This is a genomic window from Pseudomonas imperatae (assembly GCF_057128625.1).
The window spans coordinates 47,183-71,904 of sequence record NZ_JBSKHP010000006.1; the positions used below are offsets into that span (position 1 = coordinate 47,183).

The 24,722-nt window shown below is 64.1% G+C and carries 25 protein-coding genes; 5 read left to right on the plus strand and 20 right to left on the minus strand.

From position 1 onward, the window contains the following. Positions 1 to 91: 91 nt before the first annotated feature. Positions 92 to 988, plus strand: coding sequence for a LysR family transcriptional regulator (locus tag ACWKWX_RS09480; protein ID WP_483827596.1), 897 nt, complete (start codon positions 92 to 94; stop codon positions 986 to 988). Between the two features lie 123 nt (positions 989 to 1,111). On the opposite strand, the gene ACWKWX_RS09485 is transcribed toward ACWKWX_RS09480, so the two are convergent. Continuing rightward, on the minus strand, positions 1,112 to 1,480 hold the full coding sequence (locus tag ACWKWX_RS09485; RefSeq protein WP_483827597.1) for a hypothetical protein: 369 nt from the start codon (positions 1,478 to 1,480) through the stop codon (positions 1,112 to 1,114). A gap of 70 nt (positions 1,481 to 1,550) precedes the next feature. On the opposite strand from ACWKWX_RS09485, the gene ACWKWX_RS09490 reads away from it, so the two are divergent. Continuing rightward, entirely contained in the window at positions 1,551 to 1,706 is a 156-nt protein-coding gene (locus tag ACWKWX_RS09490; RefSeq protein ID WP_483827598.1) for a hypothetical protein, read from the plus strand. Here the strand turns inward: ACWKWX_RS09490 and ACWKWX_RS09495 are convergent, their stop codons facing one another. From ACWKWX_RS09495 to ACWKWX_RS09575, 17 genes are all read right to left on the minus strand, one after another. Next, positions 1,707 to 2,165 (minus strand): hypothetical protein, encoded by a 459-nt coding sequence (locus tag ACWKWX_RS09495; protein ID WP_483827599.1) that lies wholly within the window; start codon positions 2,163 to 2,165, stop codon positions 1,707 to 1,709. A gap of 230 nt (positions 2,166 to 2,395) precedes the next feature. Continuing rightward, positions 2,396 to 3,187: an NYN domain-containing protein gene (locus tag ACWKWX_RS09500; protein WP_483827600.1), complete on the minus strand. Its 792-nt coding sequence runs from the start codon at positions 3,185 to 3,187 to the stop codon at positions 2,396 to 2,398. Between the two features lie 370 nt (positions 3,188 to 3,557). Beyond that, on the minus strand, positions 3,558 to 3,836 hold the full coding sequence (gene yidD, locus ACWKWX_RS09505; protein WP_483827601.1) for a membrane protein insertion efficiency factor YidD: 279 nt from the start codon (positions 3,834 to 3,836) through the stop codon (positions 3,558 to 3,560). Beyond that, positions 3,761 to 4,003, minus strand: coding sequence for a DUF4177 domain-containing protein (locus tag ACWKWX_RS09510; RefSeq protein WP_416424308.1), 243 nt, complete (start codon positions 4,001 to 4,003; stop codon positions 3,761 to 3,763). Before ACWKWX_RS09510 ends, yidD begins: the two co-directional genes overlap by 76 nt. Positions 4,004 to 4,608: 605 nt before the next feature. Further along, a complete protein-coding gene (locus ACWKWX_RS09515; RefSeq protein WP_483827602.1) occupies positions 4,609 to 5,571 on the minus strand; it encodes a PDR/VanB family oxidoreductase in 963 nt (320 codons plus the stop codon). Beyond that, positions 5,568 to 6,572 carry a Rieske 2Fe-2S domain-containing protein gene (locus tag ACWKWX_RS09520; protein WP_416424305.1) on the minus strand — a complete coding sequence of 335 codons (1,005 nt, stop codon included), beginning with the start codon at positions 6,570 to 6,572 and terminating at the stop codon, positions 5,568 to 5,570. Before ACWKWX_RS09520 ends, ACWKWX_RS09515 begins: the two co-directional genes overlap by 4 nt. A gap of 24 nt (positions 6,573 to 6,596) precedes the next feature. Beyond that, on the minus strand, positions 6,597 to 7,412 hold the full coding sequence (locus tag ACWKWX_RS09525; protein WP_483827603.1) for an SDR family NAD(P)-dependent oxidoreductase: 816 nt from the start codon (positions 7,410 to 7,412) through the stop codon (positions 6,597 to 6,599). A 27-nt stretch (positions 7,413 to 7,439) separates the two neighbouring features. After that, positions 7,440 to 7,853: a VOC family protein gene (locus ACWKWX_RS09530; protein WP_416424303.1), complete on the minus strand. Its 414-nt coding sequence runs from the start codon at positions 7,851 to 7,853 to the stop codon at positions 7,440 to 7,442. A 24-nt stretch (positions 7,854 to 7,877) separates the two neighbouring features. Then, positions 7,878 to 8,939, minus strand: coding sequence for a C45 family autoproteolytic acyltransferase/hydrolase (locus tag ACWKWX_RS09535; protein ID WP_483827604.1), 1,062 nt, complete (start codon positions 8,937 to 8,939; stop codon positions 7,878 to 7,880). After that, positions 8,936 to 9,772 carry a polysaccharide deacetylase family protein gene (locus ACWKWX_RS09540; RefSeq protein ID WP_483827605.1) on the minus strand — a complete coding sequence of 279 codons (837 nt, stop codon included), beginning with the start codon at positions 9,770 to 9,772 and terminating at the stop codon, positions 8,936 to 8,938. Before ACWKWX_RS09540 ends, ACWKWX_RS09535 begins: the two co-directional genes overlap by 4 nt. Before the next feature lie 117 nt (positions 9,773 to 9,889). Then, positions 9,890 to 11,311, minus strand: a complete 1,422-nt coding sequence (locus ACWKWX_RS09545; RefSeq protein WP_483827606.1) for an APC family permease — start codon at positions 11,309 to 11,311, stop codon at positions 9,890 to 9,892. A gap of 314 nt (positions 11,312 to 11,625) precedes the next feature. Beyond that, positions 11,626 to 12,093: an Lrp/AsnC family transcriptional regulator gene (locus tag ACWKWX_RS09550; protein ID WP_416424299.1), complete on the minus strand. Its 468-nt coding sequence runs from the start codon at positions 12,091 to 12,093 to the stop codon at positions 11,626 to 11,628. An 82-nt stretch (positions 12,094 to 12,175) separates the two neighbouring features. Next, positions 12,176 to 13,225, minus strand: coding sequence for a YncE family protein (locus tag ACWKWX_RS09555; RefSeq protein ID WP_483827607.1), 1,050 nt, complete (start codon positions 13,223 to 13,225; stop codon positions 12,176 to 12,178). 3 nt (positions 13,226 to 13,228) lie between these two features. Further along, positions 13,229 to 15,640 carry a TonB-dependent siderophore receptor gene (locus ACWKWX_RS09560; protein ID WP_483827608.1) on the minus strand — a complete coding sequence of 804 codons (2,412 nt, stop codon included), beginning with the start codon at positions 15,638 to 15,640 and terminating at the stop codon, positions 13,229 to 13,231. 116 nt (positions 15,641 to 15,756) lie between these two features. Further along, entirely contained in the window at positions 15,757 to 16,701 is a 945-nt protein-coding gene (locus ACWKWX_RS09565; RefSeq protein ID WP_416424296.1) for a DUF4880 domain-containing protein, read from the minus strand. Next, positions 16,698 to 17,234 carry a sigma-70 family RNA polymerase sigma factor gene (locus ACWKWX_RS09570; protein WP_416424295.1) on the minus strand — a complete coding sequence of 179 codons (537 nt, stop codon included), beginning with the start codon at positions 17,232 to 17,234 and terminating at the stop codon, positions 16,698 to 16,700. Before ACWKWX_RS09570 ends, ACWKWX_RS09565 begins: the two co-directional genes overlap by 4 nt. Before the next feature lie 84 nt (positions 17,235 to 17,318). After that, positions 17,319 to 18,596, minus strand: a complete 1,278-nt coding sequence (locus ACWKWX_RS09575; protein ID WP_483827609.1) for an OprD family outer membrane porin — start codon at positions 18,594 to 18,596, stop codon at positions 17,319 to 17,321. Positions 18,597 to 19,089: 493 nt separating this feature from the next. Between ACWKWX_RS09575 and ACWKWX_RS09580 the strand changes: the two genes are divergently transcribed. Both ACWKWX_RS09580 and ACWKWX_RS09585 read left to right on the plus strand, forming a co-directional pair. Beyond that, positions 19,090 to 20,634: a glycosyl hydrolase family 79 N-terminal domain-containing protein gene (locus ACWKWX_RS09580; protein ID WP_483827610.1), complete on the plus strand. Its 1,545-nt coding sequence runs from the start codon at positions 19,090 to 19,092 to the stop codon at positions 20,632 to 20,634. 96 nt (positions 20,635 to 20,730) lie between these two features. Beyond that, positions 20,731 to 22,449 carry a thiamine pyrophosphate-dependent enzyme gene (locus ACWKWX_RS09585; RefSeq protein ID WP_473006730.1) on the plus strand — a complete coding sequence of 573 codons (1,719 nt, stop codon included), beginning with the start codon at positions 20,731 to 20,733 and terminating at the stop codon, positions 22,447 to 22,449. Between the two features lie 6 nt (positions 22,450 to 22,455). Here the strand turns inward: ACWKWX_RS09585 and ACWKWX_RS09590 are convergent, their stop codons facing one another. Continuing rightward, on the minus strand, positions 22,456 to 23,145 hold the full coding sequence (locus ACWKWX_RS09590) for an LrgB family protein (RefSeq protein ID WP_483827611.1): 690 nt from the start codon (positions 23,143 to 23,145) through the stop codon (positions 22,456 to 22,458). Beyond that, complete coding sequence (locus tag ACWKWX_RS09595) at positions 23,142 to 23,615, minus strand: CidA/LrgA family protein (protein ID WP_416424288.1); 474 nt, start codon at positions 23,613 to 23,615, stop codon at positions 23,142 to 23,144. The genes ACWKWX_RS09590 and ACWKWX_RS09595 overlap by 4 nt, the downstream gene beginning before the upstream one ends. Before the next feature lie 111 nt (positions 23,616 to 23,726). Here ACWKWX_RS09595 and ACWKWX_RS09600 point away from each other — a divergent pair, with 111 nt between their 5' ends. Then, positions 23,727 to 24,626 carry a LysR substrate-binding domain-containing protein gene (locus ACWKWX_RS09600; protein ID WP_483827612.1) on the plus strand — a complete coding sequence of 300 codons (900 nt, stop codon included), beginning with the start codon at positions 23,727 to 23,729 and terminating at the stop codon, positions 24,624 to 24,626. Positions 24,627 to 24,722: the final 96 nt, after the last annotated feature.

The window sequence follows — 24,722 nt, forward strand, 5'->3', positions numbered from 1 at the left end:
CCACGAGTTGATTTTCGAGTAAACCACCCTGAAATGGAATTCCTTCATTTTTCTCAACAGCTGTTCCATAATGGAACAAAAGGAGGGGTGGATGGACCGATATAGCGACATGGCAGTCCTGGTTGCAGTAGTTGACGCACGTGGATTTTCACCTGCAGCTAGGCAACTGAATATGACCCACTCTGCACTCAGCAAGAGGGTGCAGCGCTTGGAGGAACGCTTGGGCGTCCAGTTGCTGCTCCGTACAACGCGGCAGATGAGCCTTACGGAAGCCGGGGAGCTTTACGTTGGCGAAGCACGGGAGATTCTGGAAACCATCAGGGCGCTGGAGTTGTCTGTCGTCTCTGAATCCGAGACGCTTCGCGGGCAATTGAAAATATCCGCTTCCAATGTATTTGGCCGCTATCATGTAGTGCCAATGCTGGTCGATTTCATGAAAGCACACCCTGACATCAAGGTCGATCTGGTATTGACGGATGACTTTGTTGATATTCGAAGAGAAAAAATCGACGTAGCAATACGCCTTGGCGAAATGGGTACTCCCGGGGCGGTCTCATGTGCAGTCGGGGTCAGTGAACGTGTCATCTGCGCCGCTCCAGAATATCTACATCGGTTTGGTCAGCCCTCCAATCTTGCCGATCTGGCAAAGCATATTTGTTTAGGCTTGAACTTTGAAACAAGTTTTAATGATTGGGGTATTTCTCAGTCAACCGGCCGCGCACTCACATTTTCCGACAGGTTTTCATGCAACAGCGTCGAAGCGCTTTATGCGGTGTGCCTAGCGGGTGAAGGGGTATCTCAACTGCCCAAGTATATCGTCAAGGATGATATTAAATCTGGTAGGTTGCATCGGCTGTTCGAGGGGGTATTTACCCCGCCTTCTTCAACTGTTTATGCCGTCCGATCAGAAAGTAATTTCGTGCCGGGGAAAACCAGGGCATTGATTGCTTTTCTTCAAGAGCGGTTTCGGGAATACGAGGACGTTTGAAGCCCGGCCACAAAACACTCAAGGTGAGCGGGTGACCAAACCCGGCCGCTGTGTAAGCGGCGAGGGGAGGTTAGTCACCTGTTCAGAAGGGTGCAAGCGCGGAAATGTAAGGTGTTTATTCGATTATTCATTCCGGGACTCATCCTGCATGGCATCGACATCTAAAGCCTGGGAGATCGACTTCATACCCTCCACAAACGCTTCAGAGAAGTCCCGGGCGGGAATGTACCTGGGTACCACAACCTGAAGGCGTCGAAAATCATCGTGCTCCTGGAGCAATTCAAGATAGCGGCGCAGCCGTTCAGGGGCGGTTGTTTTTCGACTCAGGTGCTTCTTAAGCCGTTCTTCAGCCTGCATGATCTCTTCAGGGGTATCAGTCGTATCTTCAAACTCGAGTGCATGAATCTCTCGAGCAAGGCGCTTTTGCGACCAGCCCAGCCGACTAATCAGCCCGTTAATTTCATTCTGCAACGTCTCTGTTTCTGTCCCCATTTGTCCCTACGCACCTCCGTAATGTTCGAGTCGTCCCAGCGGGGACATCAACCATATAAGGAAACTGAAAATGAGCAAAATGACCAAAGCCGACGCTTCGCGTATTCAATCGGGCGCTGCAGCTACGACCGGTGAAAAAACCGATTCCGACTCTTTTGCGGTTCGAGCCCAGCGCGCCGCCGACAAAAATGTGAATGCTTCGAAGGGTGGCAACGGAAAAAAGTGATCACCCTGGATAGGATGATGATGTCCTAGCCGCCTTGCACTGCCTGGCAGCCGCTGCAAAGGTTGTCAGGTAGTGCGCGCGGTCTTCATTAAAGTCTTTGGTCTTCAAGGTTTTTTGCACTTGCTCCAGCGCGCAGACGCAATCGTCACGCTTGCCCTCATACGCCGATACGGCGATCGGGCGTTCAGACGAGTTCAGGCACATGTCCACGATCGCGTATTCGCTACGTATCGAGTATCGCTCGGGTACAAAATGGTGTCTCACCTGTACCGTACCAACTACGCCTAGGCTGAATGCGACCACTGCAGCGCTGACTGCCTTCTTGACCTTTCGGTATTTGAAGCCCGACATAGGCTTCTGACATTTACTGCATTCTAAAGTCGCTTCGCATCGCAATTGGTTGGCTGTCGAGCAGTGCGGACAATCAATTTCTAACGCTAAGCCCTGTGGCAGATCCATCGATTTACTTCACTCCATATTGGCTTTTCATCATACCGTACACCGGTAAAAGCTCTCTACGGCGAGCACCTGCAGGCGTGTCGTACTGCCGCCCGAATAGACCAAATGGGAAGGCAGCAAGCGGAGTACAGATGTGCTCCATGTGCGATGGGATGTTCAATGCCGACTGCTGTGTAAGCGGCAAGGGGGGAGGTTAGTCGCCTCATTCGGGGAGAGGGGGGGCAAGTCGATCACTTACTACCCACCCTATGCCGCGCATACATCGAAGTAGCTCCCCCAGAACCACCCCGCGCCTGCAACTCAAACGCCTGCGGATAAGCCTTGATCAAGTCACTCAACTTCTTGAACCCATGAGTCCGAGGATCAAACTCCGGCCGCAGCTTGGTGATGTTCGTGCCCAGGGCACCCAACTGCGCCCAGCCATCCTCATCGGCAATGTCATCGAGGATCTTGGTAATGAAACTGATCGGCGCCTTGGGCTTCTTGGGTTTGTCCGCCGCAACCGTCCTGGCTGCATCCGGCACAACGGCTGACTCAACCGATGGTTCTGGGCTCGGCGCTGGCGCCACTTCATCACGCAGCAGCTCGATGTAGATGAACTTGTCGCAAGCCGCCACGAACGGCTTGGGCGTTTTTTCTTCGCCGAAGCCGTACACGGTCAAGCCTTCTTCGCGCAGCCGCGAGGCCAGGCGGGTGAAGTCGCTGTCGCTGGACACCAGGCAGAAGCCGTCGAAGCGCCGGGTGTAGAGCAAGTCCATGGCGTCGATGATGAGCGAGCTGTCGGTGGCGTTCTTGCCCTTGGTGTAGGCGAATTGCTGGATGGGCTGGATGGAATGGTCGAGCAGCACTTTTTTCCAGCCGCCCAGTTGTGGGCCGGTCCAGTCGCCGTAGATGCGTTTGACGCTGGCAACGCCGTATTTGGCGATTTCCTCGAAGAGGCCTTCGACGATGGCGGCTGGGGCGTTGTCGGCGTCGATTAGGACGGCCAGGTGTTTTTGGGCGGTGGTTGCGTGGGTGGCCATTGGGCGTCCTTGATGGCGTGGGGGCTGGGGTTACCTTACACCATGGTGGGTGTGGTGATGCGGTTGGCCAGCGCAGCCTTCGGCAGCGGCTACGGAATTAGGCGCTGGGTGAAATGTTGTTGGTGGTTGCCCAGGTGGTTGTGCAGATTTCGCGTAGCGGCGCATTAAAAGCTCGCTGGCAAGCCAGCTCCCACAGGACGCCAGCCGGCGCGAGATTGCAGAGGTTTGGGTGGAGCAGACCGGAGCCTGGCAACTCGACCCACAACCCAATACGCGATTTAACATAATATACATTATGCGTAGTGTCGTATGCGAAGGTCTGGGTCAGGTGTGGCGCTTTTCAAACGCCGAATCCAGCCCAAACCCACCCTCAGGGATAATCAACACCACCATTCGGAAACCTGCACCGACCAATCCGCTTCAACGCCAATCCCCAACCGCTCAACGCTCCGTGCTTCCGAATCGCCAACAACGTGTAACTCGAACAGCTCGGCTCGAACCTGCACGCATCCCTCAACCGCGCCGGCGCGACACGTTGGTACAGCCGAATGCCGTACACCGATGCACGAACCATCACGCCGGCTTGCGCAACGATATGACGTGGTAGCTCGCCAGCGAGTCTTTCTTCCCGCGCAAGGCGTCGAGGCATCCGGCCTTGACCGCGACGCCAATCGAGTCGATGCGGTAGAACTCCCAGCCTTCGGCCGCGTGTTGGTTGACGACATGCTGCAGGTACAAGGCGGCTTCGTTGCCGCGGTGTTTGCTGGCCTGGACCTGAATGGTCGGCGGCACTTGGACCATCTTGTAGGTGTACATCGCGTTTCCTTGAGTCTGCTGCCTGGTGATAGGTGTCTCGGACGTTAACGAATCCCGTTGATTGAATGCACGCCAGGCGTTGTGTAGTGCTGGGGATTTTCCGATTTGCCGTATCGCGCGGCCGAAGCATGGCCGATGAATGCCGATTTATCGTTGAAATTCAACGCGTTGCAGCATGAAAAGCGCGCTCCTACGCGAAATCCAGGTGTACCCGTAGGGGTAACGGGCACAGATTTCACGTAGGAGCACGCTTAAAGATCGAGAACTTTAGCCAAGGAGCGGTCGTTTGATGTTCAACCAGGTGAAGTGGCCGGTATTGCATCAGGCCGGGCAACCTGATTGATAATGATGTGCGCAATTGCATGAAAGGGTTGTAGGATAGGCACCCTCCTTCCTCAATTCCCCAGCCTCCAGTATTAACTCAACTAAAGAACTATTTAGTTGAGTTATCTTTGCACGTTCGTCTCGCCGTTCGCCTCCCTCACTTGCCAAGCCACCATCCGTTATCCGTCGCTTCGCAAGGCGTGACCATCATTTGATACGTATTACGTATGATCCCAATGCCCGCCTCCGCGCTGGGCCAGGACGCGGCCTGTGGGCCGCTGCTACAGGTCTAGTAACAGTGTGGGGGTTTTCGCGCGTGAACAGCACACCATCATCACGTTGTTGCGCGCCCGCTCGCGGTCTGTCAGTAGCATGTCGCGATGGTCCGGCACGCCATCCAGTACCCGCGTTTCACACATTCCGCACACGCCCTGCTCACAGGACGACGGCACCTCGATGCCGACGTCGCGCAACGCATGCATGATCGAACGATTCGCCGGCACTTCCACCTCCAGGCCGCTGCGGGCGAGGATTACTTTCAGCTCACCGCCCTCGCCCTCTGCCACCGGCAACGGCGCTGCGCTGAAGCGCTCCAGGTGCAGGCGCTGGCCCAGTTCCTGGGCCTGGAAGCGCGCGGTCAGGGCGTCCAGCAATACGCCGGGGCCGCAGCTGTAGGTCTCGGCGCCGGCGGCGGCGCGGGCGGCGATGGCGTCCAGGTCCAGCAGGCCGAACTCGTCGGCCGGGAGGATTTGCACGTGCGCTCCGGCATGGGGCAACAGGCGTTCGAGAAATGCCATGGAGGCCCGCGAGCGCCCGCCGTACACCAGGTGCCACGGCACCCCTGCCCGCTCGGCTGCGAGGATCATCGGCAAGATTGGCGTGATGCCTATGCCACCGGCAACGAACTGGTAGCCGGCCGCCGGCGCCAGGGCGAAGGCGTTGCGCGGCGCACTGATGGCCAGCCGCTGACCCACGCGCAGCTCGTCGTGGATCTCCCGCGAACCACCCCGCCCCTTGTCCTCGCGCAGCACGGCAATGTGCAGGTGGCGTCGGTCCGACGGATCGCCGCACAACGAGTACTGCCGCACGGTGCCCGACGGCAGGCGCACGTCAATGTGCGCCCCCGCCTGCCACTCGGGCACGGAATCTGCGCCCAGCGCCCGCAGTTCCAGGGCCATGACGCCCTCGGCCTCCAGGCGCATGGCGCTGATCAGCATCTCCCGGTCCTGGGCCGGGCGGCTCATGCCGCACCTTCCGGCACCGCGCGGTCGATGAACTCGCGGAACGCGCGGCGGTAGTTGAGGGTGAACAGGTCGGCGGGCACCGAGTGCTCGACGAACACGCCGTCCCAGTCGATTTCCCGCGGGAAGATGCCGGCGGCGATGGGCATGTCTTCCAGGTAGACCATCTCTTCGATGCGCAGGTTTTCCTCGAGGCTGGCGCCCTTGAAGTCGACGGCGTTGGCCACGCCCCAGAAGATTTTCACCTCGTCGTAGGCCACCGGGCACGGGAAGCCGGCGACCACGCGCTTGCCCAGGCGCTCGTAGTCGTAGGTGATGGTGGCCAGGCCCGGGGCGGCGCAGTGGTAATACATCATGCAGTCGCCGTCGTTGGCCCACTCGCCGTCGCCGGCGTCCAGTGGCCGCTCCATGACAATGTCGAGGCCGTCGCGGCGCACCTTCAGCGGTTCCACCACGTGCTTGCTGGGGCCCATGGAGACAAAATGCACGAAGGGGAAATGCGCCACGTCGCGGAAGTTCTCGATGGCCACGGCCACGCCGGTGGGCGAATGCAGCGGCTCGGCGGCCAGCCATTGCAGGTCCACGTCTTTCCACTGCTGGGGATCGTAAAGGTCCTCGACCGGGTCTTCCAGCACCGTCCACACGTGGGCGAAGCGCTCGATGACGCGGTAAGTGGCGATCTTCGCCTGGGGCGGGATCTTGCACTGGTCTTCCAGCGACGGCACGTGGCTGCACTTGCCGTCGGCGGCCGCGAACTGCCAGCCGTGGTACGGGCAGGCAATGTTCTCGCCGTGCACCTGGCCCAGGGCGAAGTCGGCGCCGCGGTGCGGGCAGCGGGCGTCCTGCACCACGGCCTGGCCGGAGGCGGTGCGGTACACCACCAGGCGCTGGCCCAGCAGGGTGGCCGATTGCGGCGTGGTCAGGTCGACGCTGCGGGCCACCGGGAACCACTGGCGGCGCATGGCCGCTTCGGCGCGTTGGCGTTGAGTCATTGTATTGGTCATGTTCGTGTCCTCATCAGGCCTTGCTTAGATACCCACCACCAGCGCACCACCGTTCACCGCCAGCACCTGGCCGGTGATGAACGCCGCCTCGTCACTGGCCAGGAACGCCACGGCGGCGGCGATTTCCTCGGGGTGCACCAGGCGGCCGAGGGGAATGTTGGCTTTTTCGCCTTCCACGTACTCCTCCGGCACCATGCGCGTCAGGATCGCGCCCGGGGTAATGGCGTTGACCAGAATCCCCTGCCCCACGAACTCCTTGGCCATGGTTTTCATCAGGCCCAGCTGCGCGGTCTTCGAGACCATGTAGGCGTAGGAGTGCCCGTCCGGCACCTGGCCCCACTGCGAGTTGATGAAGATCACCCGCGGCGCGCGGCTGTTGCGCAGCGCCGGCAGTGCCGCGCGGGTCAGGTACAGCGGCGCGTGCACGTTGATCGCCAGCAGTTGGTTGAAGTTGGCGTCGTCGGTGGCTTCAAGGCCGGTGAGCGAGTACATCATCCCGGCGTTGTGCACCAGGATGTCCAGCTGGCCGAAGTGCTCCACGGCCTGGGCAATCAAGCGCTCGGCGTTGTCGCGGGTGGTGATGTCGCAGGCCAGGGCGATGGCGGTGCCGCCTGCCTCATTGATCTCGACAGCGGTGGCCTGGGCCACGTCGGCGTCGATGTCGTTGACCACCACCGCGGCGCCACGGGCGGCCAGCAGGCGGGCGTGGGCACGGCCGGCACCGCGGCCGGCGCCGGTGACCAGGGCCACGCGGCCAGTGAACGTCTGCGCCTCGGGGGCCAGTTCCAGCACGGGCTGGGGGGCGAGCTTGGCGGCTTGGGCGGAAACAGTCGCTGTCATTTTATTGTTCTCCAGGTGGCCAGGGCGTCAGGCTTTGTGCGGTTCGGTGATGTAGAGCATGTTGCCGTCTGGGTCGAACATCGGCCGGTAGCGGTAGTGGGTGCCGCTGGGGTGCTGCCAGGCGATGGGCTGGTCGGTCACCCACTGCACCTTGCCGTCCAGGTAGGCGATGGCCTCGTCCAGGTTTTCCACCTCGAAGGCGAAGGAGTCGAAGCCGGGCTGGTCTTCCACGTTCACGGCGGTGCGGCGGGCCACGCGGGCCGGGTTATCGGTGTGGAACAGGTACAGGGTCAGGTTGCCGGTCTCGATGGCGGCCCAGCGTTCCTCGGCCACGTACGGCAGGAAGAAGCCCAGGCCCAGGGTGCCGTGGTAGAAGTCCACCAGGCGCTGTACGTCGTGGGTGAGGATGTCCATGTTGTCGATGCGTTTGAGCTTGAGCATGCGTGGTTCTCCGTTGGGTATCGGTCAGGAATGGTTGACGTGGGCGCAGGGCCCGCCCGCCAGGGCTTGCAGGGTGCCGGCCGGCACGTCGAGCACCACCGTGACCAGGGTCTGGTACTGGTCGGCGCTGCTGGCCGGGTCCGGGTGGCAGCACACGGCACCGGTGCTGCCCAGGTGGCTGTTCATGGCGGCGATGATCTGGCCGGCGGCAAGGTCGCGGCGGTTGGCCAGGCGCCGGGTGAGCAGGTCGTGGCGCACCAGGGTGTCGGGGTACGTGGCCCACTCGGTGTCGCCGGCCTTGGCGCGGCCATCGAGGAAATGGTTGGTGTGCACCAGCAGGCCGTCGGCGCCGGGGAACACGAAGGCCGGGCCTTCGGGGTACAGCTCCACCGACACCGCGCTGCTCTCCCCGCCCTTGGCGGTGACCACGGTCAGCACGCTGGACGCCGAGAAGCGGGTAGCGGCCAGCAGCTGCAGGGCGTCGTTGAAATCGGCGGTGCTGTCCAGCAGCCAGCGCGACGCCACGTGCACCGGCACACCGATGCCTTGGCCGTCGGTGGCGTGGTGAAGAATGTTGAAGTGCACGCCCAGGCCTTGCCGGTTGACGCCGATCTTGCCGACGATGCCGTACTCGGTCACCGTGGTGGTCATGCGCCCATCGCCATGGGGGATCTCCCACACCAGCCACTGCGGGGCGAATTGCGCGTACCAGTCCCAGGTCTGTACCGAGATGGGGATGGGCGACTGCGGGTCGAGATGGACGACGGTGGAGCACTCGCCACGCAACGTGGCACCGGCGTAGGCAAGGATCTCGGTGCGGGCGTTGATGGCGCCCAGCTCGCGAGGGTCCAGCCCTGCCCCTTCGGCCATGCCGAGGATTTCGGCGTGCAGCGGTGGTGCGAAGGCGGCGATTTTCGCCAGCGCCTGGGCGCCCAGGCCCAGCAGGTCCACGGGGCGTTGCGCGGTGCGCTCGAACAGGCCGCGATAGGCCTGCACCGATGCCTTGATCTGCGCGGCGTGGCATTCGCCGAACTCGCGGCCACGGCCATGGGGATCGCTGACGGTGGAACGGAAGACGTAGGTCATCGTGCGCGCTCCAGCTGCGGCGCCACCTGGGCGGCGACTTCATCCAGGCGTGCGAACCACACGTCGCCGTCGCTGACCAGGCGCTCGACGAAGCGCTCCAGCTGTTCGAAGCGGGCGGCGCGGCCGATCACTTCCGGGTGCATGGTGAAGGTGGTGTGACGGCCGTCGCGGCGCGCCGACTCGTACTCGGCCAGCCACACGTCGGTGAGGGTGCGCGGGTGGGTGAAGTTGCCGCCGTTGTCGATGCCCCAGCCGAACATCGGCCAGTCGTCCAGCGACCAGTGCACCGGCAGCTCGAGGATTTGCTGGCCGTTGCAGCGCTCGAAGTACGGGCGGTCGTCGCCCATGCAGCTGGAGTCGTACTGGAAGCCGTGCTCGACGATCATCGCGAAGGTCTCGGGGGTCAGTTCCCACGACGACGAGCGATAGCCGGCGGGCTTCGGTGCGCCAGCGCGTTGCAGGGCTTCCAGACCACGGTGCATTTCGTCCTGCTGCTCCTGCACGGACACCTTGTCGCTGCGCAGGTGCAGGTGGCCGTGGTGGCCCACTTCGTGGCCGGCCTTGAGCAACTGCTCGACCAGGCCGGGGTGGCTGTCGGCGGTGTGGCCGGGCACGAAGAACGAAGCCTTGAGGTGGTGGCGCGCCAGCAGCTCGAGGATGCGCGGCACGCCACGGGTCACGCCGAAGCGCCCTTCGGACAGCGCGGTCAGGCGCCGCGCAAAGCTGGGGCTGTCGCCCAGCAGGCCGGCCTCGGCGTCGACGTCGAAGGTCAGGGACACAGCCACGGGGCTGCGGTTCGGCCACACGGGGCCGAATGAGTGATCAATGCTCATGGCGAAGTTCCTTGAAGAAAAGTGTTCCCGTAGCCGCTGCCGAAGGCTGCGCTGGCCAGGGAGTTCAACCGGGATGTCTGCGTTGCAATGTGGGCCAGCGCAGCCTGGCGGCAGCGGCTACGTGCGCAGGGGCACGGCCGGAGGCTGCTTGCGGTCCTGCCACTGGCGCCAGCGGTACATGACCTGGGAAACCGCCAGCACCGCGATGGCGATGGCCACTTCCTTGTAGCCGCCGTAGCCGGTGATGGCGCTGCTGGTGATGCCCACCAGCAGAATCAGCCCGTCGAACAGCGCCAGCGCCGCGGCGATGCCGAGCCAGCGTCGTGGCAGGCGAATCGGCCGTGGCGTGTCGGGTTGATCCTTGCGCAGCACCACGAAACCGGCCACCGCCAGCAGGTGCGCCAGCACGTAGCCGACATTGCCCGCCACGATCACTGCCAGCGCGTTGCCCACGAACAGCACCAGCGCCACGTTGATCAACAGCTGCACGGTCACCGCCCGGGCCGGCACGCCATTGCGATTGAGCACGCCGAACTGGCGCACGGTGAGGCCGTCGCGCGAGCTTTGGTACAGCGCCCGCGCCGCGTCCGCCGTACCCATCACCGAGAGCACCAGGATACCGGCGATCAGCACCAGGGTGATGCCCGCCGCCCCGCCGCCCAGCAACGCCACGGCGCCGGCTTGCAGGAAACCGTTGGGCTGGTTGGCCAGGGTCTGTTCGCCCAGCAGGCCGGCCAGGCCCAGGGGCGTGAGGGTGAACACCAGCAGCAGGATCATCGCCGACACGCGCAGGGCCTTGCGGGTGTCGCGCACGGTGTCGCGGTACTCGGGAATGAACGACGCCGCCGCCTCCACCGCGTACGCCGACCAAGCCATCACGAACAGCCACGCCAGCACCGTGCGCACGCCTTCCAGGCCAGCGGGAATGCGCCAGGTGAAGCTGGCGCTGCTCCACAGGTGCGAGGCGAAGGCGCCGCTGCCGAAGATCACCACCGGGATCATCAACAGCACCCCCGCCAGGGTGATGAGGATCATGGTGAAGCGCAGCTCGATCATGCTCAGCGCCCACGACAGCAGCGCCACGCCCAAAGCGATCAGCTTGGGCAGGTCCAGCTGTACCAGGCCCAGGTCGAGGCTATAGGTTGCGTTTGGCCAGAACTGCTCGGTGAGGATCTGCGCCACTGCCAGGCCCCAGATGGCCGGCGCCGTGGCCCAGGCGAACCAGTAGGCGTAGGTGGCCAGCGGGCCCAGGGCCGGTGCACGGCGGCTCCAAGCCTCGTTGGCGTACAGGGCGATGCCGCCGGACTTGTGGCTGAACATGGCGCCCATTTCCGAGTACACCCAGTTATGCAGGGCGGCCACCGCGGCAATGGTGGCCCACAGCGCCACCGCCGCCCAGGCGCCGATGGCGCCCATGGAATAGCCCAGGCCCACGAACAGCGCCGCGGGCAGGCTGAGGGTGATGGCGACGCCATCCCACCAGCGAATCGTCTTCTCGAAACCTTGCTGCGGCGCGTGGCCGTCGGTGCTCTCGTGCATGGTGTTTAACCCTCATTCGCTATTTTTGTAACAGCTTGTGATGGGTCAATAATAATCATCTTTTCTGCGCATTAGCACGGTTTTATTGCCACAAAACTGCGCAATGCGCAGATTATGTCGCGCATAGATACGCAATAATTCCATTGATTATAGCTGCACCAATACGGCGCGCAGGCCGCAGACGGCTTGCAGCGGACAGGTGGGGGCGCGGTGCCCCAGGTCGGGGCACCGATGCGTGTCGCAATCAGATAAATGAAATATTGCGCAATGCGCGTAAAAAGCCGTGCCGTTATGCGCAGAAGCCAGGTCGGAGGTTACAGCTCGATCTCGGAGGCGGGAATGGTGAAGCGGATCTTGTGCACCTTCACTTCCTGCATCAGCCGCACCTCCTCTACCCCCGGCAAGGCGCGAATGCGCTGCTTCAGCGCCCACAGCGCGTCGTTGTCGCGGCACAGCACCTGCACGCAGATGTCGGCGGTGCCCATGGTGGTGGACAGGTAGCTGACTTCTGTCCAGCGCCCCAGGGTGTCCACCACCCGTTCGTGATCCTGCGGTGCGACGTTGACGAACATCAGCGCCAGCTTGGCGTCGCCCAGCTTGGCCGGGTTGGTGAACGCCAGGATCTGCAGGATGCCCTGGTCCTGCAGGCGCTTGACCCGGGTGCGCACGGTGGCTTCGGGCACCGACAGGTTGCGGGCCACTTCACGGAACGGACGACGACCGTCTTCCTGCAACTCGCGGACGATGTCCGAGTCGAGGGCGTCGAGTTTTGACATCGGCATAATGGGGTCTCAAAGGCTGCGTACGGGGAACCGATCTGCAGGCTATCAGACTGCATGGGGCGCCGAAACGCCCCATTCACCCTTACTGCGCCTTCAAGGTCAGGACACTGAAGGTGTCCGGGTGGAACTGCGGGTCAGGCTTGGGCACCGCCGTGGTGGGCGCCGGTTGGGTGAAGTCCATCGCCAGCAGGTAGACGCTGGCCCTGGCAGCGTCGAACACCATGTTGTGCGCCCACGGCCGCGTGCCCAGGCTGCCCAGCAGGCGGAAGCTGCCATCGGCGGCCTTGCCCACCACGCCCAGGCTGGCGTCGGCGCCGCTGGGAATCAGCAGTTGCCGGCGGGCGGCATCGAACGCCATGGCGTTGACCGCACGGCCGATGGGCAGCGTCTGCAACGGCGCGCCGCTGGCCAGGTCAGCGATCACCAGCTGCGGCTGGCCACCGCGGCAGGCGATGAACAGCCGACCGCCCTGCTCGTCCGCCGCCAGCGCGCTGGGTTGATGGCAACCGGGGAAGCTGAGCAAGCGCTGTTGCGCCAGCAGCGGGCCACTGAGCACGGCGACCTGGTCCTCGTCGCGCAGCGGCACGATGAAGCGGCCATCGCTGAGCCCGATGGGACCGTCGAGCTTGCGCGCGGCAATATCGCGTTGGCCCACCAGCCGGTCGGTAGCCGGGTCCAGCAGGTACAGCGTCGAGTGGTCGCCGCGACGCCCGCTGGTGATGATCACCCGGTCACTGTGCGCGTCATACAGCAGGTTGTTGAGATTGCCGCTGTCCACCGGCAGGCGCTGCAGCACCTTCAGCTGCGCAAGGTCGAGGATGCCCAGGGTGCCGTCCATGTTGGCCACGTAGGCGCGGTTGTGCCCGGGCACGAACGCCACGGCGTTGGCGCCGTTGGTGTTGGCCAGGGTCGGCAGCGCCTGCTGCTTGTCGACGTCGAACGGTGTCAGGCCGTTCTCGCGCCGGGCAATCAGCAGCAGCGGCCGGGCCGGGTCCAGCGCGGCGAAGCCCCAGCTGTGGCCGCTGCCGGGCAAGGTGCGCACGGCGCTGGTGCGGTACAGCAGGCCATCGTCGGCCTGGGCCTGGGTGCCCAGCAACGCCAGGGCCAGGGCCATCGCTTGCAATGTGCGCATGGCTTAGAACTCCAGGGTCGAGGACAGGATGAACTGACGCACATCGCCCATGGAGATGAAGTACTGGTTGACGCTGGAGGTGTAGTAGGTGCGGTCGAACAGGTTCTTGACGTTCAGCGACAGGTTCACCTTGTGGCCGTCCAGGTGCGTGTCGTACGAGGCGAAGGCATCCACCGTGGTGTAGGCCGGCAGGTAGAAACTGTTGGCCGAGTCCCCCGGGCGTTCGCCCACGTAGTGCGCGCCGCTGCCGACCCGCAGGCGGTCGCCGCCAAAGATGTTGCCGAAGTCGTACACCGCAGACAACGAGGCGGTCTGGCGTGCGGTGTTCCACAGGCGGTTGCCCTCGTACAGCTGGTCCTTGGTGGTGATGGCGTCCAGGTAGGCGTAGCTGCCGATCAGGCTCCAGGCGTCGGTGATCTCGCCGCTCACGTCCAGCTCCACGCCGCGCGAACGGGCGGCGCCGCTGGTGCGCCAGTCGGTGGTGGCGGTGGCGCTGTTGTACTGCGAGACCAGCACGTTCTTCTTGTCGATGTCGAACAGCGCCAGGGTGCCGGTGATGCGCCCCGGGATCTCCAGCTTGGCGCCGATCTCATAGGACTTGGCGTGCTCGGGCAGCACCGAGGAATCGATGGTCACGCCGCTGGACAGCTGGGCGATGCTGGAGGTGGGCTTCAGCGACTCGGTGTAGCTGCCGTAGAACGACAGCATGTCGTTGTACTGGTACACCAGGCCGGCGCGGGGCAGGAATTTCTGGCCGTTGATGTCGGTGTTGGCCTTGAACGGGCGGCCCTTGCCGGCCAGTTGGTCGTACATCTGGTAGCGGCCACCGAGCACCAGGGTCCACTGGTCGGTGAGGTGCACGGCGTCCTGCAGGAACAGCGACTGGGCGCGCAGCTTGTCGGTCTGGTCGCTGTCGCTGGCCGACACGGTGGAAGACGGGCTCAGCTGGCCATACACCGGGTCGTAGACGTTGAAGCCGCTGGTGGGCGTCTCGCGCAGCAGGTCGGCGCGGTAGATCTTGCGCTTCTCGTTGTCGGCGCCGAACTGCAGGTCGTTCTGCAAACCGGCCACGCCAACGCTGCCTTCCATCGAGGCAATCACGTAGCTGTCGGTGCTCACCGCGCCGTGGGTGGCGTCGTTGCTGCGGGTGGCGGTGCCGTCGGCGGCGATCTTGGAGATGCGCAGCTGGTTGGCGTCGTAGGTCTCGCGGTTCCAGCTGTAGCCCAGGTGGCCCTTCCAGTTGTCGTCGAACTGGTGGTCGATCAGCAGCTGGGTCAGGTCCGAGCGGCCTTCCATGGTGTTGAACTTGTCGTCCAGGCGCTCGGTGCGCGGGATGTCGAGGATCTTGCCGTTGCTGCCCAGCGCCGTGCCGCGGTCGAAGGGCGTCAGGTACTCGCGGTGCTCGTAGGACAACACCGCCTGGGTGTCGTCGCCGTACCAGGCCAGCGACGGCGCCACCAGGGATTCGCGGTGGGTGCCGAAGTTGCGCCAGTAGTCCTCGTCCTCGTAGTCCACCACCAGGCGGTAGGCCAGCGGCGTGTCGCCGATCGGCCCGGTGCTGTCCAGGGTGCCGCCGCTGCCGTCACGGCCGTGGGCGTAGCCCGAGGCGCGCGCGGTGATGGTGTTGTAGGCCTGCAGCGACGGCCGCTTGCTGACCACGTTGACCACCCCGCCGGGGTCCATGATGCCGTACAGCAGCGACGACGGGCCCTTGAGCACCTCGACGCTGTCGGCGGCGGCGTTGTAGCCGCGGCCCTGCACCAGCGGCATGCCGTTGTGCATGATCGAACCGTCGCGGTTGCCACCGAAGCCGCGCTTCATGATGGTGTCCTGGGTGGACGCCAGGGTGTTGCCCTGGGTGATGCCGCTGACGTTGGCCAGGGCGTCGTCGAGGTTGCGCGGCTTCTGGTCGCGCAGCACTTGGCTGGTGACCACGTTCACCACCTGCGGGGTGTTCAGCGTGGGTTTGTCGCTGTGCAGGATGGAGCTCGAGGTCGGCGGCGCCGGCTGGTAGCTGGTGTTGATGTCGGTGCTGGAGTCGATCTCGGTGGCGCCCAGCTGCAGGTCGCCGCTGGCCACCAGCACGTAGGCGCCATTGGCCTGCTTCTGCGCGGTCAGCCCGGCGCCGCCGAGCAGCACGGCCAGGGCGCCGTCGACGCTGTAGTCGCCTTCCAGGGTCGGCCCGGTGCGGCCATCGGTGAGCTGGGCGTTGCCGGCCAGCTCGATGCCGGCCTGCTGGGCGAAGCGCGCCAGTTGCAGGGTGAGGTTGCCTGCGGGCACGTGGAACGTCTGCACCCCCTGGGCGGCCTGGGCGCTGGCCATGCCCAGGGCGGCCACGCTGCCGAACGCCAGGGGAATGACCATGGCCAGGGGCGAAAGGTTGAATCGACGGGTGCGTTTTTGGATCGAAGACATGGGGCCGGTTCCGCAACGTTGGGTAGGTGAAATGGCGTGCTTTCCCTGACACCGAACGAGGCCCTCGAAAAGGGAACCGCGTGTTGAAAAAAAGTTTTCCCAGGCGCGCCCGTGGCTCAGGCGCGCGCCTCCAGGCTGACCCACCAGGGCAGCACGCGGCTGACCCGCACCGGCAAGGCGCTGGCCAGCGACGCCAGCGCACGGTCGGTATCACGAATGGAAAACGTCCCCACCACCGGCAGCTGCGCCACCCGTGGGTCGCAACCCAGGTAGCCATGGCGGTAGCGCGCCAGCTCTGCCACCACCTGCCCCAGCGGCGTGCCGTCGGCCACCATCACCCCGTTGACCCAGGCGCGGTGTGCCTCGTTGGCCGGCAGCAGTGGCCCCAGGCCCTGATGGCCGACGCGCAACTGCTGGCCCTGTTGCACGCGCTGGCTGCGGCCATTGCAGGCCACCTCTACCACGCCGGCGTACACGTCCAGGCACAGGCCGGCTTCGGCCAGGCGCAGGTTGAACAGCGCCTGCTGCGAGGTCAGTTCGGCCACCGGCGTGGTGATGCGGAAGGTGGCGCCCCGGCGCTGTTGGTCATCCAGCAGGATCTCGCCGCTGATCAGCTTGAGGCCGCCGTCGTGCTGCAGGTCCACGGCGCTCAGGGTGTTCAGCCACAGCTGCCCTCCCCCGGCCAGCGCCACGTGGCGGTGCTCGCCCGTGCGGGTAGCGTAATCGGCGAACCAACCGCTGCCGCCCGCGTCCAGCGTGCGCCAGCCCAGCCAGGACGCCAGCCCCAGGCCACCCAGCGACAGCAGCGTGCGCCGCCGGCTGATGCCGGCGCTGCCACCTGCCCGCAGCGCCGCCAGGGCGCCGTGTTTCTCGGCGCTGTCGCCGAACTGGCCAAAGCGCCCGCCCACCCGTTCCACCAGGCTCCAGGCGTGGCGGTGCTCGGGGTGCTGGTCATGCCAGTGGCGCCATTTGGCCTGGTCCTGCTCGCTGGCCCGTTCCGAGCGCAGCAAGGCGTACCAGGCGGCGGCCTGCTGCAGCACCTGGTGCTGGGAATGGCTCATGGCGCCAGGCCCGCTTCCAGCAGCAGGCACTGGAACATCGCCTGGGCCATGTACTTCTTCACCATGCGCTCCGACACCTGCACCCGCGCGGCAATCTCGCGGTAGCCCAGGCCATACAGCTGGGCCAGCAGGAACGCCTCGCGCGCCTTGCCCGGCAGGCGCCGCAGCATGGCGTCGATCTCCTCCAGCGCTTCCAGCACCAGCGCGCGGTACTCCAGCGACGGCTCGACGAACTCCGGCTGCGCCGCCAGCGCCTCCAGCCACGCCCGTTCGATGCGCTGGCGTCGCCACTGGTCGATGCACAAGCCCCGCGCCACCGTGCACAGGAACGCCCGGGCATCGCCGCTGCCGGCGAACTGGCGCGGCTTGAGCAGCAGGCGCACGAAGGTGTCGTGGGTCAGGTCGGCGACGTCCGCGGCGTTGAAGGAATGGCCGAAACGCCGGCTCAGCCAGTGCTGCAGCCACCCGCCATGATCGACATAGAGGTGGCCGACGTCAGCGGCAGACGGGGCGCAAGGGCTTGGCGTGGACAAGGGCGGATCAACCAGGGGTGCGAATGAAGGTGCGGATAATAACCACTCTCATAAAAGCTGTCGATGGCCGCTCCCTCGTCTGCCTTACAGCACATTGAAATCATACTGAAGGTTCATCTTCACATCGAAGTAATCCAGGCGATTGCCCAGTGAACTGCCGTCACGCTGCTCGCGCGCCACATTCAAAACCAGCAGCGACCGGAAGCCCTTCAAGAAGCCGTCTTGTGGCGTGTACCCCAGATAGAGGTCGGTGGCGAGACCGCGGATCTTCACCTCGCGGTGATAGTTCTCGTAACCGTTGGTAGCCAGCTCCGCCACTCCGAAGAACGTGTCGTGGGGCAGGTTCCAACTATGGCCGACCTGCGCGGACCACATGTCGCTGTAGTTGCGATCGATGCTCAAGTCAAAGGTGTAACTGACATCTGTGTCGACGCCGGCCAGCCAGTTCAGCATGTGCCCGGTTTTGTTGACTGCCACGGAAGTGGAGCCGGCCGGGTTGATGTAGCTCAGCTTGCCGCCCACGATATAGGTGTGATCCGAGCCATCATAGCCAGTCGCGGTGCCATTGAGCCGGGCGTAGAACGCCACCCACTCCGGCTTGATGTAGCTGCGCCCATCCGCACTCATGGGGTAGCGCTGCGAGGCTCGGGTCATCAGGAGGGTCGCAACGTCGTCCTGCCAGCTGGCGCTGTAGGCATAGGTGTCAAGGTTGGCGTGGTAGACCGTGGAAACCAGGTACTGGGGCCGCAACGTGTCGTAGGTATAGGTGGCGGGATTGATGGGGCCGGCCTTGTGCACCCCAACGGCCACATCCGGGTAGTTGTAGACGCCCACGCGGTACATGCCGTAGATATCCAGGGTGGGCCGCGGGCTGTACTTGAGCAGCGCCCCGTCCGACATCGACGGCTGAGTGCGTTGCGAAGACGAGTTGATCAGCGGAATGTCATCCTGGCCGCTGTAGGCAGAGTCAGTGACCATGCGGCCAATTTTCACCCGCAGCTTATCCGACAGCTTGAGCTTCAGCGCGGCGGTATAGAGGCTGAAGTCATCATGGTCATTGAGGTACCAGCGTGTACTCCAGCCTTTGTGGTCGCCCAGCTTCTCAGTGTAGAAGGCCCCAACATCAACCCCCACCACGTCGTTGATGAACGGGCTGTTGTATTCCAGGGCCGCACCCTGCACCCAGGCGTAGATGTCATGCCCGGAACCGGCGCTGGGCTTGTCAGCCCGCCTTAGCTCGTTCCTCAGGCGCAGCCGCAAGGCATCGTCCTGCTCGTAGAAATCATCGGCAACGGCCTGCCCGGCCAAGCCCGTGAGCAATGAAACAAGGCAGCCAGCAGCAATAAGTGTGTGGTTAATCATCTAGGAGCCCGCTTCTTGTTGGAGTTATTGGACAAAACTTTTATTGACGGCAAACACCCTCCCGTCAGGCGCCAGGCAGTCATGCCTCTGCCATATGGAGCCATTTCAACTATCAAGGCACTTCGATAAATCGAATAGGTAAGGGTGAGCGCTCGCAACGAATAAGGCAGCCATCGCTCTACTCATCATACAAGACCGATGCAATTTGCCTAGTTCGCCGGGGACCAGCGTCCATCTTTTCAGGCGATACCAGCCATCGTGTTACTCCATACCTGCAGCGCGAGCCGTGTAGCCCGCCCTAGCGAACAATGTGGCGTTGCGGGTCTAACGCCAAAGGCATGGTTTACTTGTATGATGAGGTGAGTTACAAGCAACTGTCACACATGCCATCGCTATTCCAACTGGCAGATTCAAACTTCAAAGACACTCAAAAGAGTCACGTATCTATTCAAATAACAACAGGAAGAAGTTGATGAAACAGGGAACAAGTGCAATGACAAAAATAGTTGCCCTGGCCGCACTGGGAATTCAGCCAGGCCTTGCGCTGTGCGCAAACCTTGGGCCTGCCCTGTCGCCGGCAGCGTTCGTGCAAACCGGCACGGTTGATGAGCGCTTCCAGTCCTACAACGTGGAAATGCTGGAAGTGACCGGGGGCAGGTTCTGGAAGCCCTATGCCGACTTGCCGGCAGCACCTTCTCCCGTCGACGCCAAGCCCGTAGGGATGAACCCTGCGATGTTTGCGTACCGCGCGCCACTGGACCTCAGCCAACGCCGCCTGCGGACATTAGCGGCTGCGTTGTCGCCAGCCTACGTGAGGGTCAGTGGCACCTGGGCCAACTCCACCTACTTTGCCGACACCGATGACGCACCGGCCACCCCGCCGACCGGCTTCGCGGGGGTACTGACCCGCCAGCAGTGGAGTGGGCTGGTGGCGTTTTCCAACTCAGTGGGCGCGCCCATCATCACCTCCTTTGCCACCAGCGCCGGTACCCGTGACAGCAGCGGTACCTGGACTACCGACCAGGCCCGGCGCTTGCTGACCTACACCCGGTCCATCGGCGGCAACATCGCTGCCGCCGAATACATGAACGAGCCAAATATCGCGGCAATCGGCGGTGCGCCAAAAGGGTACAGCGCCGCTGACTATGGCCGCGACTTCAAGGTATTTCAGGCGTTCAGCCGCAAGGAGGCACCGGGTATGCTGATCCTGGGGCCCGGTTCGGTGGGCGAGAACGACACGGCGTGGGGCATGGCCAAGGCCGGAATGCCCATGATTGCCACGCAGGACTTACTCGCTGCCGCAGGCAAAGGCGTCGACCGTTTTTCCTACCACCACTACTACGGTGTGTCCCAGCGCTGCGCCCCGTTGAACCAGACCACCGAGCAGGCGGCGTTGTCGGAAGAATGGCTGGCGCGCACCGACGTGACATTGGCGTTCTACCGCCAACAGCGCGACAGGTTCGAACCCGGCAAACCACTCTGGCTCACGGAAACCGGCGACGCTGCCTGCGGCGGCAACCCATGGGCGAACACATTCAGGGACACCTTCCGCTACCTTGACCAACTTGGCCGCCTCGCCCGCCAAGGGGTCAAGGTGGTGGCGCACAATACCCTGGTCGCCAGTGACTACGGTTTGCTGGATGAGGCTTCACTCGCGCCCAAGCCCAATTACTGGGGCGCCCTGCTGTGGCACCGGCTGATGGGCACGGTGGTGCTCGACCCTGGCATCCAGCGCCGCGAAGGCTTGCATGCCTACGCCCACTGCATGCGCGGCGCGCCAGGCGGTGTGGTGCTGATGGTCATCAACAATGACGAGGCTCATACAAGCCATGTGCGCCTGGCGCAACCCGCCCAGCGTTACACACTGGCAGGCCATGGCCGCGATCTCTCGCTCAATGGCAAGGTGCTGCAGCTTTCCGACGACGACCAGTTGCCGGTGCTGCAGGGGGTGGAAACCGGGGCCGAAGACGTAGTGTTCAAACCTGCCACCATCACCTTCCTGGCGATGCCTGGGGCGGGCAACAAAGCCTGCCGGTGAATAACCCCAGCCTTGGCTCAAGGCATGGGCTAAAACCTGAACTCCCCGGCGGGGCATGGTGACTAACCTGCTGTGCCCCTAAACCGAGGAAACCCCATGCCCAGCAAAAAAGTCGCCGACGTGGTCATCGAAACACTCCAGGCCGCCGGGGTCCGCCATTGTTACGGGATTGTCGGCGACACACTCAACCACGTCACCGATGCCATTCACCGCAGCGACATCCAGTGGGTGCACATGCGCCACGAGGAGGTCGCCGCCTTCGCCGCCGGCGCCGAGTCGTTCATCAGCGGGCGGCTCACCGCCTGCGCCGGTTCGTGCGGGCCTGGTGGGCTGCATTTCATCAACGGCGTGTTCGAGGCCCAGCGCAACGGCGCGCCGATGGTGCTGATCGCCAGCCAGGTGATCACCAGCGAACTGGGCATGGACTTTCCCCAGGAGGTGGACTTCAAGGCCATCTATGGCCCCTGCACGGTGTTCTGCGAGCAGGTCTACACGCCTGGCCAGGCACGGCGGGTCACCGCCCTCGCCGCCCAGACCGCGCTGAACGAAGGCGGCGTGGCGGTGATCATCCTGCCGTCGGACATCAGCATGGCCGAGGTCAAGGATGACCTGCCCTTCGCCGCGCACCACCCCCGCCCGCAGAGCCAGCCCAACCCCGACGAGCTGGCGCAGGTGGCGGCGTTGCTGGCCGCCGGCAAGAAGGTCTCCATCTATGCCGGGTTCGGCTGCGCCGGTGCCCACGACGAGCTGCTGGAGCTGGCGCGGCTGCTCAAGGCGCCCATTGCCCACACCTCGCGGGCCAAGGATTTCGTCGAGTACGACAACCCCTACAACATGGGCATGACCGGCGTGTTCGGCGTCGAGTCGGGCTACCACGCCATGATGGAGTGCGACACGCTGCTGTTGCTGGGCGCCGACTTTGCCTGGAAGCAGTTCTACCCGCAGAAGGCCAAGGTCATCCAGGTGGACCGCAAGGGCGCGCACCTGGGCCGCCGCCACCCGGTGGACCTGGGCGTGGTGGGCGATGTGCTGCCGACGCTGCGCGCGCTGCTGCCGCTTATCGAGGAAAAAACCACCGTGGCCTGGCTGGAGGAATGCCTCAAGCATCGCCAGGACACTTTGAAGACCTTGGCCCACGACCAGCGCCACACCGACGGCGAACTGATTCACCCGCAGTACCTGACCCACCTGTTGGACACGCACGCCAGCAGCGACGCGCTGTTCACCGCCGACGGCGGCTCGCCCATGGTGTGGGTGCTGCGCCATATCAACGTCAACGGCGCCCGGCGCACGCTCACCAGCCTGCGCCACGGCACCATGGCCAACGCCATGCCCCAGGCGCTGGGCCTGCAGAAGGCCTACCCGGACCGCCAGGTCATCTCGCTGTCGGGCGATGGCGGCCTGGCCATGCTGCTGGGGGATCTGCTCACTGCGGTGCAGGAAAAGCTACCCATCAAGGTGGTGGTGTACAACAACGCCTCGCTGAACTTCGTGCAGATCGAGCAGAAGGTCGAGGGCCTGCTGGACAACTACACCGACCTGCACAACCCGGACTTTGCCGAAGTGGCGCGGGCCATGGGGCTGTGGGGGCGGCAGGTCAGCGAGGGCGCCGAGCTCGAGGAGGCCGTGCAGGCATTCCTGGCCCAGCCAGGGCCGGCGCTGCTGGACGTCAAGGTCAACCCCGAGGAGCTGGTGATGCCGGCCAAGGTCGAGTTCGCCCAGGTGGCCGGCATGGCGCTGTACTCGGCCAAGGCGGTGCTGGGCGGGCGTGGCGGGGATGTGAAAGACCTGCTGGTGAACAACTTCCTCAAGTGAGGGCCGTCAGCCCAGCAGCATCGCGATCACCGGTGCCAGCACCACGGTCAGCACGCCGCTGAAGATCATCGTCAGGCTGGCCACCGCGCCCTCCTCCGGGCCCACGGCGCGGGCGATGCTCAAGCCAAAGCCATGGGCCGCCGCGCCAAACGGCGCGCCCCTGGCCACCCGCGAGCGCAGCGGCAGCAGCGTCAGGATCACCTCACCCAGCACAATCCCGAACAGCCCGGTGATGATCACGAACAGCCCGGTCAGCTGCGCCGTGCCGCCCAGGTGCGCCGAGGCCTCTACCGCAAACGGCGTGGACACCGAGCGGGCCAGCAGGCTGCGGGCGATGTGGCTGTCGATGTGCAGCGCCTTGACCAGCAGTTCAGTGGTGGCGATGGACACCACGATGCCCGCTACGCTGCCCAGGCACAGGGCCAGCCAGTATTTCTGGATCAGCCGCCGTTGCTGGTAGATCGGCAAGGCGAAGGCCACGGTGGCCGGGCCCAGCAGCCACACCAGCCAATGGGCGTCCTGGAAGTACAGCGGGTACGGCGTGGCGGTGACCTGCACCAGCACGATCAACAGCAGCGAGGTGACGATGGCGGGCATCAGCCACACGCGCTTGTAGCGCTTGTAGACGGCCTGGTTGGCGTAGAACAACCCCACGGTCACCAGCAGGAACAGCAGCGAGATCAGCGACGCGCTCATTGTGCCAACTCCTGTGGGCCGGCCACCGGGCGCTTGCCGCGCTGTGCGGTCAGGCGCTGCAACTGGCGCTTGCGGGTCCAGGCGCACAGCCACTCGACGGTGAAGGCCGTGGTCACCAGCACCGAGACGAAGCCCACGCCGATGGCGACCATCAGCTTCAGGCCTTCGCTTTCGAACAGGCTGGTGTACTGCACCACCGACACCACCAGTGGAATGAAGTACAGCAGCATGTTGGCCAGCAACAGCTCGCCGCCCTGCTCGAACAGGGTCGGCTTGACCACCCCGCTCAGCAGCAGCGCCACCAGCACCAGCAGCCCGAGGATGCCGCCGGAAATGGGCAGGTGCGCCAGTGTGGCAACGCGGTCGGCCAGGGACCAGACCAGTATCAGCAGCAGGATCTGGCCGATGATTTGCAGCCAGCGCAGCGCGGTCCGCGAGGGACGTGAGGGAGTAAGGGGGCGGGTCGACATGAGGCGTTCCAGGGTGCAATGAACCAGGTGAAGTGACGCCATGCTAGCCAGTTGACCTTGAAAGATATAATGAATTAACTTCATCAAAATCATGCCAATCTGGAATGCACCATGGACATCCGTGCCCTGCGCTATTACGTGGAAGTGGTCGACCAGCAGAGCTTCACCCGCGCCGCCACGCGCCTGCACGTCACCCAGCCGACGGTGAGCAAGATGGTCCAGCAGCTGGAGCAGAGCTTTGGCGTGGCGCTGCTGGCCCGCGACGGCAAGCGCTTCCAGGTCACCGATGCCGGGCTGGTGGTGTTGCAACGGGCCCGCGAGATCATCGCCCTGCACGACGCCATGAAGGTGGAAGTGCGCGACCTGCAGCAGATCGAGCGCGGCGTGCTGCGCATGGGCCTGTCGCCCTTCACCCACACGGTGTTGGCGCCGGTGCTGGCGGCGTACCACGCCAACCACCCGAAAATCGAGCTGAAGCTGTTCGAGATCGGCAGCAACGCCACGGTCGCCGACCTGCGCGACGGCGCCCTGGAGCTGGGCACTTTGCTGGACTTTCCGCGGGTGGCCGACATCTGGGCCGAATTCGACTCGCTGCCGCTGTTCGAGTCGCCCTTGTGCCTGCTGGCCCCGGCGCAGTCCGTGTGGCAGGGCCGCGACTTCGTCGAACTGCGCGAGCTGGCCGACTGCGACTTCATCTTCTACGGCGATGCCTTCGCCCTCAATGACCTGGTGACCGACGCCTGCGCCGAGGCCGGTTTCGTGCCGCGCATCAGCGGCCGCAGCGGCCAGTGGGACTTCATCGCCTCGCTGGTGGGCCTGGGCGTGGGCATCGCGCTGCTGCCGCAGATGTACTGCCAGACCCTGCGCCCCGAGCAATTCACCATCGTGCCGGTGCGCTCGCCGGCGCTGATCTGGAAGCTGGTGCTGGCGTGGCGGCGCAACGGCCAGCTGTCGTTTGCGGCCCAGGCGTGGCTGCAGCTCGCCAGAACCCTGCTCCCCCAGCGCCCCTGACGCGGCCTGTGGGAGCTGGCTTGCCAGCGAGCTGTTGGGGCCAGAAAAGCTCGCTGGCAAGCCAGCTCCCACAAAGACAATGCCGAAGTCTGCGTC